This is a genomic window from Fictibacillus phosphorivorans, assembly GCF_001629705.1.
GTDB lineage: Bacteria > Bacillota > Bacilli > Bacillales > Fictibacillaceae > Fictibacillus > Fictibacillus phosphorivorans_A.
This window is the reverse complement of the sequence record NZ_CP015378.1, coordinates 1,758,275-1,773,879: the sequence shown is the minus strand read 5'-3', so window position 1 is coordinate 1,773,879 and position 15,605 is coordinate 1,758,275. Positions and strand designations below refer to the sequence as shown.

General features: G+C 40.0%; 11 protein-coding genes. All 11 read right to left on the bottom strand.

The features are described from left to right. Positions 1-3: 3 nt before the first annotated feature. The 11 genes from mutL to rny all read right to left on the bottom strand — a co-directional run bounded on the left by mutL (position 4) and on the right by rny (position 15,376). Positions 4-1,887 (bottom strand): DNA mismatch repair endonuclease MutL, encoded by a 1,884-nt coding sequence (gene mutL, locus ABE65_RS09065; RefSeq protein ID WP_066393846.1) that lies wholly within the window; start codon positions 1,885-1,887, stop codon positions 4-6. Positions 1,888-1,901: 14 nt separating this feature from the next. Further along, entirely contained in the window at positions 1,902-4,493 is a 2,592-nt protein-coding gene (mutS, locus tag ABE65_RS09060) for a DNA mismatch repair protein MutS (RefSeq protein WP_066393844.1), read from the bottom strand. Positions 4,494-4,597: 104 nt separating this feature from the next. Beyond that, positions 4,598-5,170 carry an outer spore coat protein CotE gene (gene cotE / locus ABE65_RS09055; RefSeq protein WP_066393842.1) on the bottom strand — a complete coding sequence of 191 codons (573 nt, stop codon included), beginning with the start codon at positions 5,168-5,170 and terminating at the stop codon, positions 4,598-4,600. Positions 5,171-5,634: 464 nt separating this feature from the next. After that, entirely contained in the window at positions 5,635-6,069 is a 435-nt protein-coding gene (locus ABE65_RS09050) for a YlbF/YmcA family competence regulator (RefSeq protein WP_066393841.1), read from the bottom strand. Beyond that, on the bottom strand, positions 6,069-7,589 hold the full coding sequence (gene miaB / locus ABE65_RS09045) for a tRNA (N6-isopentenyl adenosine(37)-C2)-methylthiotransferase MiaB (protein ID WP_066393838.1): 1,521 nt from the start codon (positions 7,587-7,589) through the stop codon (positions 6,069-6,071). The genes ABE65_RS09050 and miaB overlap by 1 nt, the downstream gene beginning before the upstream one ends. A 230-nt stretch (positions 7,590-7,819) precedes the next feature. Then, positions 7,820-8,995: a glycine C-acetyltransferase gene (locus ABE65_RS09040; RefSeq protein WP_066399972.1), complete on the bottom strand. Its 1,176-nt coding sequence runs from the start codon at positions 8,993-8,995 to the stop codon at positions 7,820-7,822. A 24-nt stretch (positions 8,996-9,019) separates the two neighbouring features. Then, positions 9,020-10,060 (bottom strand): L-threonine 3-dehydrogenase, encoded by a 1,041-nt coding sequence (tdh, locus tag ABE65_RS09035; protein ID WP_231887872.1) that lies wholly within the window; start codon positions 10,058-10,060, stop codon positions 9,020-9,022. A gap of 180 nt (positions 10,061-10,240) precedes the next feature. Beyond that, positions 10,241-11,107 carry a 2-oxoacid:ferredoxin oxidoreductase subunit beta gene (locus tag ABE65_RS09030; protein WP_066393837.1) on the bottom strand — a complete coding sequence of 289 codons (867 nt, stop codon included), beginning with the start codon at positions 11,105-11,107 and terminating at the stop codon, positions 10,241-10,243. A gap of 1 nt (position 11,108) precedes the next feature. Beyond that, positions 11,109-12,851 (bottom strand): 2-oxoacid:acceptor oxidoreductase subunit alpha, encoded by a 1,743-nt coding sequence (locus ABE65_RS09025; RefSeq protein WP_066393836.1) that lies wholly within the window; start codon positions 12,849-12,851, stop codon positions 11,109-11,111. Between the two features lie 354 nt (positions 12,852-13,205). Further along, positions 13,206-13,466 carry a stage V sporulation protein SpoVS gene (gene spoVS / locus ABE65_RS09020; protein ID WP_010193268.1) on the bottom strand — a complete coding sequence of 87 codons (261 nt, stop codon included), beginning with the start codon at positions 13,464-13,466 and terminating at the stop codon, positions 13,206-13,208. Positions 13,467-13,810: 344 nt separating this feature from the next. Beyond that, positions 13,811-15,376: a ribonuclease Y gene (gene rny, locus ABE65_RS09015; protein WP_066393834.1), complete on the bottom strand. Its 1,566-nt coding sequence runs from the start codon at positions 15,374-15,376 to the stop codon at positions 13,811-13,813. Positions 15,377-15,605: the final 229 nt, after the last annotated feature.

Sequence of the window (15,605 nt, the reverse complement as noted above, 5' to 3'; positions counted from 1 at the left end):
CTCCTACATCACTCTTTTGAACATCTTCTCAAGTTCATATGTTGATAGATGAATCGTTATCGGTCTGCCGTGTGGACACGTATAAGGATCTTCAGATGTTCTTAAAGATTCTAACAACGCAAAGATCTCATCGTTCCTTAAATGATGGTTAGCTTTTATGGATCCTTTACACGACATCATGATCGCTGCATCTTCTCTTAATTTTTCAATATCGGTCTTTCTATGATCGAGTACCTGCTGGATGATATCCAGCATGATTTCTCTTTCATATCCTTTCGGAAACCACTGTGGATGCTCTCTTACGATAAACGTATTCTGTCCAAACGTTTCTAAAAACAGACCCACTTCACCGAGAGTCTCTAAGTGACTCTCTAAAAAAGCAGATTCACTCGCTGTATACTCAAACGTATATGGGACGGCCAACAGTTGGACTTCTCGATCCACTTGTCCCACTTTTTTTCTGAAATACTCATATTTAATACGTTCTTGTGCAGCGTGTTGATCGATGAGGTACAATCCGTTCTCATTTTGAGCAATGATATATGTTCCGTGCATCTGTCCGATCGGATACATGACCGGAATTTTATCAACAGTTGCATGCGTCTGTTGATGGTCATCCTCTTTCGTTACTGGTGTTTCATTCCATTCAAAATTTGGTAGTACATCCTCCACACCCTCTATAACCTCATCTACTTCATGAGAAGTCTCTCTTATAAAAGAAGGTTCAGCATCATCAGAAATCATACTAGAATGTTTTTCTCTTTGTTCTGTCTCTATATCTACTGTTACATCCGTTTGAACGTCTTCTTTGTTTCTTTGGTAATCAAAAGTAAATGAACGCTGTTCTTCTCGATCGTTCTCTCTTTGTTCTTTTTTCTTAAACTGAACATCTGGGATCAACTGCTGATTTCTGATCACTTTTCTGAGCTCGTTCTCAACGAGCTGTACGAGTTCGGCTTCTTTACTCAACCTTGCTTCATGTTTTGATGGATGTACGTTCACATCTATAATTGTAGGGTCCATCTTAACGGATAGAACTGCGATCGGAAAACGTCCGATCGGCAGGAAAGTGTGATAAGCATTCTGTACAGCTTTTGATAATGCATAGTTCTTTATATATCTAGCGTTCATAAAGAACGACATATACTGACGGGACGCTCGGTTTATTTCAGGTTTTGCTATATAGCCCGTTACTTCATAATCTAACGAAGAAAAAGAGACTGGGATCATATTTTTGGCAGTTTGTATCCCATAAACAGAAGCGATGATCTGCAGCAAATTTCCGTTACCAGAAGTGTGTAAAAGCTCTTTTCCGTTATGTTTTAAGCGAAAAGAAACTTCTGGGTTAGCAAGAGCAAGTCTGTTGACTAGATCACTGATCGTCCCTAATTCTGTCTGGATGGTCTTAACATGCTTTAATCTAGCTGGTGTGTTATAGAACAAGTTACGAACAGTTAGATCCGTCCCTTTTCTGCTATTTGTCTGTTGCTGTTTTACGATTTTACCGTTCTCAATAAACAGATATGCACCCGGTCCCCTACCTGTTGATGATTTAAGTTCTACTTGAGAGACAGAAGAGATACTCGGTAATGCTTCTCCTCTAAAGCCCATGGTACGGATATGGATTAAATCTTGCTCACTTTTAATCTTACTCGTCGCATGACGGTTAAAAGCGAGCACGCAATCTTCCGGCTCGATTCCATCCCCGTTATCGAGAACACGAATGAGTGATAACCCACCTTCTTCAACTTCGATCTCTATTCTCGTCGCGTTCGCATCGATCGAATTCTCAACAAGTTCTTTAACAACAGAGGCTGGGCGTTCAACAACTTCACCAGCAGCGATCTTATTGGAAAGATGTTCATCTAGCTGTACAATTTTGCCCATTCGTCACGCCTCCTTTATCTTACTTTTTTTTGCAGTTTATAGAGCGCGTTCATCGCATCAAGTGGCGTCATCTCTAAAACATTTAAGCTTTTTAACTCTTTGATCAACTCTTGCTCTTTATTGTCTCTTCTATTCGCCTTCTCCTCTTTTTCAACAAAAAGACTTAGCTGACTTTCTTGAAGATCCTCTTCCTTAGTAGCCGACACTTCCTGAATAGGAAGTGCTTCTCGTTTTTCTTGGTTTTCATAGGTTTGTAAGATCGTTTTTGCTCTAGAGATCACCGGTTCTGGAAGTTCAGCAAGTTCTGCCACTTGTATACCAAAACTTTTATCTGCTTGTCCGTCAATGACTTTATGCAGGAATACAAGACTGCCATTCTCTTCAACCGCACTTACAAAGACATTCTTTAGTGAGTGAAGAGACTCTTCTAAGACGGTAAGTTCATGATAATGAGTAGAGAAGAGTGTTTTGGCAGCTATTTCTTCATGAATAAATTCAATGATGGATTGCGCTAATGCCATACCATCATACGTAGAAGTTCCTCTGCCGATCTCATCTAGAAGAATCAAACTATTTTCAGTAGCACTCGTTAAGGCAAAGTTCGTCTCTAGCATCTCCACCATGAACGTACTCTGTCCGCCCACTAGATCATCAGCCGCTCCAATACGAGTGAAGATCTGATCAAACATTGGAAGTTCAGCACTCTCTGCTGGAACAAAACAACCGATCTGCATCATAACAGCCGTAAGTGCTAACTGGCGCATATACGTACTCTTACCAGCCATGTTCGGTCCAGTAATAAGTAGCATGTTTCTTTCTTTATTTAATACAATATCGTTCGGTACATATTCTTGTGCATCCATTACTTTCTCAACAACAGGATGTCTCCCGTTCACAATATTTACGATACCTTCCTCTGAGACAGTCGGTCTTACATAACGATACTGCTCACTGATCGCTGCAAAAGACTGCATAACATCCAGTTCAGAAACAGCTGATGCAAGTTCTTGCAGTCCAGGGATAAACTGCTTTACATATTCTCTTACTTCTAAGAAAAGCGTATATTCTAATCCAGAGATCTTCTCTTCCGCTTCTAAGATGATTCTTTCTTTCTCTTTCAGTTCTGGAGTAACATATCTCTCAGCATTTGCGAGCGTCTGTTTTCTTTCATAACGATCTGGCACTTGCGAAAGATTAGATTTTGTAACCTCAATGTAGTATCCAAAAATCTTATTAAAACCTATTTTTAAAGACTTAATACCTGAAGCTGCTTTTTCTTGTTGCTCAAGAGAAGCAATCCATGCTTTACCATTGCTGCTCGCATCTTTATATTGATCAAGTTGCTCATTGTAACCCGCTTTAATGAGTCCGCCCTCTTTAATATGGATAGGTGCATCATCATGAATGGCAGAATCTAAATAGTGTGCGAGTGTTTTATGTTCATTCATATTCGCATGAAGCTCAAGCGCATATTTCCCTTGGATACCCTTGATTTTTTCTTTAAGTACCGGAACACTGAACAAAGATCTTTTTAATTGAACAAGATCTCTCGGACTAGCATTTCCATAAGAAATTTTTGCTATCAACCGTTCCATATCATATACAGACTTTAATTGTTCTTTGATCTCTTCACGAATAAAGAATTCTCCGATTAAGTTTTCAACGAGCTGAAGACGCTTCTCGATCGTTTCTTTCACGAACAACGGCTCTTCCACCCATTGTTTGAGTTTTCTAGCGCCCATCGCTGTCATCGTGGCATCTAACAGCCATAATAATGAACCTTTTTTCCCTTTTGCTCGGATGGATTCTGTTAATTCTAAGTTGCGTTTTGAAAACGCATCAAGCTTCATCCTTTTATCGTTCTGCTGAAATTCCACCGCTTTTATATGGTGAAAAGATCGCTTTTGCGTATGCGTCAGATAGTGGAACAAACGTCCTGAAGCACGTAACAAAACAGGATCAGAGATCGTCTGAACAAGATGATCAAACTGACTGTCTACAGAATCTTCTTCCTGTATAGAAACTGAGGCTTGTCCTGTCTGTGTTACAGTGTTCGTCCAGGCATCATACAAATCTTGATTTCCAACGATCTCTTTAACACCGTGACTTAAAAGCAGTTGTATGAATGATAACTGATTTCCGTCATATGTATAACCCTTCAACTCACCTGTTGAAAGATCACAAAGAACGTAACCATATGTATCGTTATCTTTTTCAATGGATGCTAAAAAGTTATTCTCTCTATCTTGAAGAAGATGGTCATCAATAACCGTTCCTGGTGTAATAATCTGGATGACTTCACGTTTCACTACCCCAACAGATAGTTTTGGATCTTCTACTTGTTCACAGATTGCTACTTTATGTCCGTTCTCTACTAGTGTTTTGATATAACCTGCTGATGAATGATACGGTACCCCACACATCGGAATTCGGTCTTGCGAGCCGCCATCTCTGCTTGTTAATGTGATCTCTAGGATTTGGGAAGCTCGAACAGCATCTTCAAAGAACATCTCATAAAAGTCTCCTAGACGGAAAAATAAAAAGGCATCCTGATGAGCTGCCTTGATTGATAAATATTGTTGAATCATTGGAGTATATTGAGCCATAATTTCACCTTTTTCATAACATTTCAATGTCGCTATTATAACATAATTCACTGCAACTATCGTTTTCTCTGCATGAAAAAAACGGGAAGCTCTCTCCCCGTTTATTATTCTTCCAAATCACCTATTAAAAAGTTCGGATCAAGGTCTTCAAAATTCTCATCTTCCACATCATATTCCCAATCTCTTGCCTCTACATCATCAAAACCATCCGGGTTCACATATACACAGACTTTTGTTTCCCCTATAATTTCACAAACAAACTCTCTTTCTACTTGAACGATTACCTTATTTCCGTTCGGAGAGATCGTCGCTTCTAACGTGTTAGGTTCTTGAAGTGCCCGGCACGTAACTTCATATTGATTGCCTAACGCATTCTTATCTCTTACACTAAGATCCACTTTGTCTACAAAATGAATGGTCTCTGTTACGACTTCTGTTCGCGTATTATCATTGTATGAATACCATACGTTGATATCATAGCTTCCTTCTACGTCAACCGCTTCACCATTCCGCTTTGGTTTATATGCATGGTTGATAATCCAGCACCCTAAAATGCTGCTCGGACGATGACTCGGTGCAATGGTATGCGTTGCCTGAGAGAATTTTCTCCCTTTGCCACAGACCGCTTTTGTGATGATTTCTCTGTAAGTCAGCTCTTGTTCTACGCGTCTTGACATACATGAATCCCTCCTCTACCAATCTCCATACAGTATATGCTGGGCGGATGCCTATTGTGTCTTCCTTTATTCGAAACACAATTAGTCTAAGTATATGGGCGTTTGTTGTCCAATGTTCTCAAAATATTATATGTGGTGAACGGTACGTGAAATTATTTTGAGGTGATTAGACTATTGGAAGTGGTTAGTGGTTGTTCTTTACTTTTGGATACACGATTTAAGAGGTATATTAGCCTATAGGACGTCGCGGAATATGTCGAGGTTTGTAGACTCGTGGATAAAAGGAGAAAAATTTTGGATTGAGAGATGAATCTCGTGGATAAACAGTATAAACTTTTGGATTCCACACCAAAACTTCTGGATTGAAAGTACTTAATACCTCTATAGGTATGTGCGAAACGTCAGATATACGAGGTAATCATACTAAAAAACACGATGCCTGCAAGAGACATCGTGTTTTTTGATTAGTGACAGCCGCAGCCGCCTGGAGAACATCCTTCTTGAGAACCTGTTGTTCCTTTTAAAAGGTCTCCCCCTGTTGATTCAATGATCTCATCTGTAACTTTGTTTGAGATCGTATGTGAAACCATCTGTAAGATATCATTCACATCGCTTTGTGATTGTTTGAACTCTTGCACAACTGGAATACTATCAAGCTCAGCCATCAGAGCATCGATCTTTTCTTCTACTTCTCTTGATGCTTCATGCTTTTGATAATGTTGAAGATTGACAGCTTGTTTTTGCAGATTCTTAATCTGTCCCATCAATCTTGCTACATTTGAATTCGTATTGATCTGAGCTTCTGCTTTTTTAAAAAAATCAACTTCATCAGTTGTTGCGATCATTTTTGCAAGTTCTTTTGCTTTTCCCAAGATTTCTTCTTTTGTATATGTGCTCATTAGCCTACCACCTCTGATTTTTCTTCTACCCATTCGCCGCCAAGGTTCCATGTTTTCGCATCGGTAATCTGAACTTTGACAATTTCTCCTATTAAGTGCTTAGGAGCTTTAAAGTTTACCACTTTGTTGGAACCCGTGTGACCTGTTAGTACATCAGGATTCTTTTTACTTTCTCCCTCAACTAGCACTTCCACAACTTTACCAACATATGCTTTGTTCTTTTCTAACGAAATATCATTCAGCATAGCGTTTAGCCTCTGCAGACGCTCTCGTTTCACTTCCATCGGAACATTATCTTGCATCTTTGCAGCTGGAGTGCCTTCACGAGGTGAATAGATAAACGTGTAAGCAGCATCATACTGCACTTCTTTAACAAGAGATAACGTCTCTTGGAACTGTTCTTCCGTCTCATTCGGAAACCCAACAATAATATCCGTAGTTAATGCTACATTCGGCATTGCAGCTTTGATCTTGTTTACAAGTTCTAAATAATGCTCACGTGTATATTTACGAGCCATTAATTTGAGCACATCGCTGTTTCCGTGTTGGACAGGCAAGTGCACATGATCTACGATGTTTCCACCTTTAGCGAGAACTTCAATCAATCGGTCATCAAAATCGCGAGGGTGACTTGTTGTAAAACGAAGTCTAGGAATATCAATCTTACGGATCTCATCCATTAGATCACCTAGGCCATACTCTAGATCTTCAAAATCTTTTCCGTATGCATTCACGTTCTGACCTAGGAGCGTTACTTCTTTATATCCTTCTCTTGCAAGCTGCCTTACTTCTTCGATGATATCTTGCGGATAACGACTTCGTTCTTTTCCTCGTGTGTAAGGAACGATGCAATATGTACAGAATTTGTCGCAGCCGTACATAATGTTGACCCAGCCTTTAACGTTCCCTTTACGCTTTCTAGGAAGGTTCTCGACGATATCTCCTTCTTTAGACCAAACTTCGACCACCATTTCTTTTGAGAATAATGCATTCTCAATAATTTGAGGCAGACGATGTATGTTATGAGTTCCAAAGATCATGTCAACTTGAGGGTATGTGGAAAGTATACGGTTAACAACAGACTCTTCTTGTGACATGCATCCACAGACCCCTAGCAGAAGATTAGGGTTGTTCGCTTTCGTATGTTTCAAATGTCCTAGTTCACCAAACACTTTGTTCTCTGCATTTTCTCGAATGGCACATGTATTAAGCAGGATCACGTCGGCATCCTCTGTAGAATATGTGGTTTCATAACCCATTTCATTCAGAATTCCTGCCATAACTTCTGTATCATGCTCGTTCATCTGACAACCGTACGTACGAATATAAAACTTTTTGCCAACTCCAATATTTTTTAGATTTTCCGGAATCGAAAAATCTTTTAATATTTGAACTTGTTCTTTACCACGCTTTTTTGCGTCTTTTAAAGAAGGCGGTGCATACGTAGATTGAAAGTATTGTGAGTAGTCTCTTTCTTTATTATTCGTCTTTACTTCTTGATTGTCTTTCGTAGTATCCAAGACATCTTCACTCCTTATTGCCTTTACTGCTAGGTAATCCGTTCATAATTAATCTAGTATTTCATCCAACTGTAACATTATATCAAAAATTGGATTATAGTTAAACTTGTAATCGTTTTAGTTTACATAATATAATTACGGTTTATTAATAATCCTATATAATGTGGTCAATAAAAAAGTTGACCTTAAAAAGCTTACTAATGCGCCTTTAAAGTCAACTTTACAAGTATCTAAATAATATTTAATTCTTTTCCTGCTTTTTCAAATACATCTAATGCAGCTTGAAGCTCCTCTTTCGTATGCTGAGCCGTCACGATCGTACGTACGCGAGCTTTTCCTTTAGCTACTGTTGGGAATGCGATACCTTGAGCGAATACACCGTATTTTAATAACGTATCAGATAGTTTATGTGCAAGCGCGTCATCACCTACAAGTACTGGTGTAATAGGCGTCTCACTCACTCCGGTATTGAACCCTAGTTCTTTTAATCCGGCTTTAAAGAAATTGGTGTTCTCCCAAAGTCTTTCCATGTGTTCTGGCTCTTCTTCTAAAACGTCGATCGCGGCTGAACTCGCTGCGATAACTGCAGGCGGATGCGATGTGCTGAACAAGAACGGACGACCTTTATGGATCAGGTAGTCTCTTAACGTTTGCGTACTCGCAATGTAACCACCAAGAACACCAATTGCTTTACTTAACGTTCCTACTTGAATATGAACGCGGCCGTTTAAGTTAAAATGGTCGATCGTACCGCGTCCATTCGTACCTAATACACCACTCGCATGTGCGTCGTCTACCATTACGAGGGCATCGTACTTCTCAGCGAGTTCTACGATTCCAGGAAGAGGTGCAATGTTTCCATCCATAGAGAAAACACCGTCTGTTACGACGATTCTTTTTCTAAATTCTTGTGTCTCTTTTAACGCCGCTTCTAAATCTTCTAGATCAACGTGTTTGTAGATTCTTCTTTTCGCTTTCGTTAAACGAATACCATCAATGATCGATGCATGGTTTAACTCATCCGAAATAACAACATCTTGATCTGTAAGAATAGCAGAAAGGATACCTTGGTTCGTTGAAAAACCAGATTGGAAGACAAGGCACGCCTCTGTGTGCTTGAATTCAGCTAGTTTTTTTTCAAATTCTTCATGCATGGATAGAGTTCCGGCAATCGTACGCACAGAACCTGTACCCACTCCGAATTCTTCAACAGCTTTTAGAGCTGCTTCCTTCATCTTCGGATGACTCGTAAGTCCTAAGTAGTTGTTCGAAGAGAGCTGGATCACTTCTTTTCCATTGATGACAACTTTAGATCCTTGCTCTGATTCTAACGGTACGAGCTTTCTAAACGTACCTTCTTCTTTCATTTGGTCCAATTCTTCTTGCAGGTATTCAAAACCTTTCATCACGATGTTTTGCCCCTTTCAATTTTAAGGAATAAGAACTACTTTTCCACAGTTTCCTTTTATCATTAGATCAAAGCCTTCTTCAAACTTTTCAAGTGGAAGTGTATGAGTAATGATTGTTTCTGGATGCATGCTTCCTGACTGTAAAAGCCCTGAAACTTGTTGCCACGTTTCATACATTTTTCTTCCCGTAATTCCTTGAACAGTAACTCCTTTAAATACTACATCGTTCGTTAGGTCGATCTCAACAGGTTTAACAGGAAGACTTAGGATAGAGACACGACCGCCGTTCGTGATCATCTTGAACCCTTGATCGATCGCAACTGGATGACCGCTCATCTCACAAACAACATCAACACCGTTACAATCCGTTAAATCCATTACTTTTTCAACAGGATCAATGGATTTAGGGTTGATCACTTCTGTAGCACCCACTTTTTTAGCAAGATCTAAACGATAATCGTTCAGATCGATAGCGATCACCTGACTTGCACCTGCTGCTTTCGCAACGTTAACCGCCATGACACCGATCGGACCACATCCGATGACAGCTACTGTTTTACCAGCAACATCACCAGCTAACACAGTATGAACTGCATTTCCCATCGGCTCTTGAATCGATCCGTGTTCAAACGACATCTTAGGATCATTTTTCCAAATGTTCTCTGATGGCATAGCTACATATTCAGCAAAACACCCTTGAGTATCAACACCGATGATCTTCGTGTTCTTACAGATATGAAACTGTCCTTTTAGGCATTGTGGACAAGAATGACAAACTATATGTGTTTCAGCTGAAACATGATCCCCAACAGAGACATTTGTAACAGCGCTTCCAACTTTTTCAACAACCCCTGAAAACTCATGACCAAATACATATGGCGTTTTCACACGACTCTGTGACCATTCATCCCATGTGTAAATATGGACATCTGTTCCACAGATTGAAGTCGCTTTAACTTTGATTAAAACTTCACTCTCATTAATCTCAGGAATATCTACTGTTTCTAATCTAGCTCCATAACCCGCATGATGCTTAACTATTGCTTTCATTTTTCCTTGCACAGAAACACCCCTCACTGTAAACCTTAATAATCAATTCCATAAATAATTGTACATGGATTGAACAAAGAGGTAAAGAGCTGTGTCCATACGACACGGACATTCGCAGATACCCAAAAAAATTCACAGATTTTTTTAAAAAGAAAAAAGCCCCACTCCAAATTTTAGGAGAAGGGCTATTTCTTACATGAATTCTGACATTAATTGATTGAACTTTTCTTCAGGCAAGTTCAGATCAACTTTTGCAAGTGCTTCTTTGCTGTATCCGTGTGCAAGATCTTGATAAGAAGGTTTTACCTTATCTTGATAGATGATCCCTTTTACAAGACCTTTGTTTTCCATTAGTGTCTGCATCGCCATCATACGGTTTGAAGAATCATAGTCTTCAATCGTGCTTAAAGATACGAGATGCTCTTTAAACCAGTCGTATGTGTTTACTTTATTGTATGTCACACAAGGAGAGAAAACGTTGATCAATGAGAAGCCTTTATGGTTGATACCAGCTTCGATGATGGAAGTTAACTCTTTTAAGTCCGTTGAAAAACTTTGAGCGACAAACGTAGCTCCAGCCGTTAGAGCGAGTTCCATAACACCAATCGCTGACTCTACAGATCCTTCTGGTGTACTCTTCGTTTTAAAACCAACATCAGATCGCGGTGATGTTTGTCCTTTTGTAAGACCATATATTTGGTTGTCCATTACAATATAAGTAATATCGATGTTGCGTCTGATCGCATGTACGGTGTGACCCATACCGATCGCGAACCCATCTCCATCACCACCTGAAGCGATAACAGTCAGATCACGGTTTGCCATCTTAACACCTTGCGCGATCGGCAACGAACGACCATGGATCCCATGGAAACCATAAGATTTGATATATCCTGAAATACGTCCTGAACAGCCGATTCCTGATACGACAGCAAGATCATCTGGTTCTAAACCTACATTTGCAGCTGCCCTCTGAATAGCTGCCTGTACAGAAAAATCTCCACATCCTGGACACCAGTTCGGTTTGATGCTGTTACGAAAATCTTTAAATGTAGCCATATTAAACCAGCTCCTTGCATTTCATGACAACTTCTGATGGCAAGAAAGGATTCCCATCATATTTTAACAAGTTTTTAATCTTCTCATGCTGTCCAACATTCATTTTTAGGATGTTCGCCAGCTGTCCTGTCGCGTTGTTCTCGACAACGATTACGTTCTTTGCTTTGTCGATCATCGATTTCATCTCATCGGCAGGGAACGGATGAATCAATCGAATATGAGCATGGTTGACTTTTAATCCATCTGCTTCTAAACGAGGGATCGCTTCTTCGATCACTCCTCTTGTTGAATTGAACCCAACTAAAAGAACATCAGCTTCATCATGAGGAGCTTGTTTGACAACCGGTACGTTAAAACGCAGGTTTTGTAGTTTACGCAGACGTTTATCCATCTGCTTCTGACGGTTTGCAGCTACTTCTGAAGGCTTTCCTGTCTCATCATGCTCAACACCCGTTACATGGTGGATACCATTTTTCATACCTGGTATAACACGAGGAGAAATACCATCTTCGGTTACTTCATAACGCTTAAAGTACCCATCTTTATCATCTGTATCAGGAAGCTCTTCTTTTGGATTAAGTTTTCCACGTCGAATCTCTACGCGGCTATAATCTAATGGTTCTACTGATTGTTTCCCTAAAGAAAGTTGAAGATCAGTAAGTAAGATAACAGGAATCTGATATTCTTCTGCAATATTTAACGCTTCGACAGCATCATAGAATGCTTCTTCAACCGTACTTGGTGCCATAACCACTTTTGGAATCTCACCATGAGTACCGTAGATCATCGCCATGAGATCAGATTGCTCTTGTTTGGTAGGTAGTCCCGTTGACGGACCTCCACGCTGTGTGTCTACAACGACTAACGGAACCTCTGTCATCCCAGACAGACCTAATGCTTCCATCATCAAGGATAGACCTGGTCCTGCTGAAGATGTAATCGTACGAACACCTGCATAGTTCGCTCCGATTGCCATCGTACAAGCTGCAATCTCATCTTCTGTTTGAATGACAGTTCCGCCAAACTCTGGCAGTTTTTTAATCAAGTATTCCATGATCTCAGATGCCGGTGTGATCGGATAAGCGGACATGAAACGTACGCCTCCTGCCACGAATCCTAAAGCGATCGCATCGTTTCCAATCATGAACATTCTCTTTTTGCCATCAGCTTTATTTAATTGGAATCCATCAATCTGGCCACCAGATAATTCATTGAAACGGTCTGCACCTTTTTGGATAGCTTCCATATTCTTTTCTACTACTTTTGCTCCTTTACGAGCAAAAATCTCTTCTACAACTTCTAAATAGCTTTCTACAGGAAGACCTAGAACAGCACTAGTCGCTCCGATCGCTACCATGTTTTTCATTAGAGATGTTCCTAGTTCACTTGCAATCTCTGTGAATGGCACCGAATATAATCTAACATTCAGGTCTTCTGGAACAGTAGGATTGAATTTTGAGTCTCCAATCACCACACCACCATCGCGAAGCTCATGTACATTCACATCGATCGTTTCTTGATCGAATGCTATTAAAATATCAAGATCATCAGAGATCGAACGGGTTTCACTCGTGCTTACACGAATCTTATTGTTGGTATGACCGCCTTTAATTCTGGAAGAAAAGTGTCGATAGCTATACAGATAGTAGCCTTGGCGGTTGAGTGCCATCGCAAAAATTTCACCTGTACTATCAATTCCTTCACCTTGCTGTCCGCCAACTTTCCAAGAAAGTTGATCAATCATGTACTCCACCCTTTCAGTAACCCAAACGTTAAATTTTTCAATCAATAGTTTGATTTAGTATGGTTTCATGTTGTGCTGAACGCGCATTATCACGTCTACTTAAATTATGTACTAAACGTCTACAATTCTAGACTTAACTTCATAAAAATGCAAGTTTTCGCCTAGTATCATTCAAACGATTACAAAAATTGTAAACAAATGAAAGCGCTTTATAAAAATAGCTACTCTGTTAGAATTCTAGATATGTTTCCTCATTTCCTCCTCTTATTCTTTGTAACTGTTCTAAAAAGAAAAGTAGTCTATAAAACTAAAAACCTGCTTGCTCTTTTAATGAGCAAGCAGGTTTCACTTTAATTAGCGTGGTTCAACAATTAATTTAATGGCCGTTCGTTCTTCCCCATCAATTAAGATATCTGTAAATGCTGGAATACAAATGAGGTCAACTCCGCTCGGTGCTACGAAACCTCGTGCGATAGCTACTGCTTTAACAGCTTGGTTTAATGCACCTGCTCCGATTGCCTGAATTTCAGCGCCTCCACGTTCCCGGAGAACACCGGCAAGTGCACCAGCTACAGAGTTGGGGTTAGATTTTGCTGAAACTTTTAATATTTCCATTGTTTTGAACCTCCTTCAGGATAGATACCTGTTCTACTATATTCATTGATTAAGGCTTGTATTCCTGCCGAAACAAAATTGTGCATTCTCTCTCTTTTTGCTGATTTGTTAAAGCAGCTGCCCTATGAATAAACCCCGGTATTCTAGTACCCTTAACGAAGTTCTTTCAAACCAAAAAGTGGATTTTTATAAAAATTTCGATGAATCTTACTAGTTAGTAAATCGCACTTTATGTCTAAGAACTCTTTCGAATTCTTTATTTAAAAGCTTCACGTCTCATACATTTAAGTACATTATTCCATATAAAAAAGCGGTAGGACTGATTTCCCACCGCTTTGTGTGTATTATTTTGCGTATTCAACTGCTCGAGTCTCACGAATGACTGTCACTTTAATGTGTCCTGGATAATCCAGTTCACTTTCAATCTTTTTCGTAATATCACGTGCTAGTCGGTATGATGCTACATCATCAATCATATCCGGTTTAACCATGATACGTATCTCACGACCTGCTTGGATCGCAAAAGATTTTTCAACACCATCAAATGATTCCGAAATCTCTTCTAACTTTTCAAGTCTGCGGATATACGTTTCAAGTGTTTCACGGCGTGCTCCTGGTCTAGCAGCAGAAAGTGCATCTGCAGCTGCAACTAGAGTTGCAATGATTGAAGTTGCTTCAGTGTCTCCATGGTGAGACGCAATGCTGTTGATTACTACTGGGTGCTCTTTGTACTTCGTAGCAAGTTCAACACCAATATCTACGTGACTGCCTTCTACTTCATGATCAATCGCCTTACCGATATCATGAAGCAATCCAGCTCGTCTTGCAAGATGAACGTCTTCTCCTACCTCTGCTGCCATTAAGCCAGCTAGGTAAGCCACTTCTGTTGAATGTTTCAGTACGTTCTGACCGTAGCTTGTACGATACTTCAAACGCCCAAGAATCTTGATCAAATCAGGGTGAAGTCCGTGAACGCCAACTTCAAATGTTGTTTGTTCTCCTACTTCGCGGATATACTCATCCACTTCTCGACGTGATTTTTCAACCATCTCTTCAATTCGTGCAGGGTGAATTCTTCCATCCTGTACAAGCTTGTCCAAAGCCATACGTGCAATTTCACGGCGGATCGGGTCAAAACCAGACAGAATAACGGCTTCTGGAGTATCATCAATAATTAAGTCAATTCCAGTTAACGTTTCTAACGTCCTGATGTTTCGTCCTTCACGTCCAATAATTCTTCCTTTCATTTCATCGTTAGGAAGGTTTACTACAGAAACTGTCGTTTCTGCTACGTGATCGGCTGCACAGCGTTGGATAGCTAGGGAAAGAATTTCTTTTGCTTTCTTGTCCGCTTCTTCTTTCGCGCGGTTCTCCATCTCTTTTACCATCATCGCCAACTCATGTGTCATCTCGTTCTCAGTTTCAGTCATGATAATTTGGCGGGCTTCATCCCTGGTAATGCTGGAAATGCGCTCAAGCTCTCGCTGTTGTTCTTCTAGCAATTCCTCCACTTTGCTTTCAATCTCTTCAATTTGTCGCTGTTTTTTGGTGAGAGACTCCTCACGTCGCTCTAAAGATTCCTCTTTTTTGTCAAGAGTTTCACTTTTTCTGTCTAGGATCTCTTCTTTTTGAACCAATCGATGTTCTTGTTTTTGAAGCTCGTTTCGACGTTCGCGAATTTCGCGTTCAGCTTCGGTACGTAGCTTATGGATTTCATCTTTTGCTTCTAACAGCGCTTCTTTCTTGCTGGCGTCAGCATCGCGCTTTGCATCTTCAACAATTTGCGCAGCTGCTCGTTCTGCGCTTGAAATCTTCGCTTCAGCAATTGATTTCCTAACAAGATATCCGACAATAGCACCGACACCTAGTGAGACAAGCAAACTGGAGATGAATACTGCTAAACTTGGCATATTCCCACCTCCTCTTGCTTTCTGCTTTTCATACTGCATTTTTGGCGTCAATCGTCTTACATGTGCTGTGCACCATTCATGTCGTACAAATTCTATACATATCTTTTAATTTCATAAGAAATCAAAATATATCTTCATTTTATAGGTGTGCCTAAAGCTTGTCAAGAGAGTCAATCTTCTATAATAATTGCTTGACCTAAAAATAGCAAGGAGCATATTTTGCCTGTCA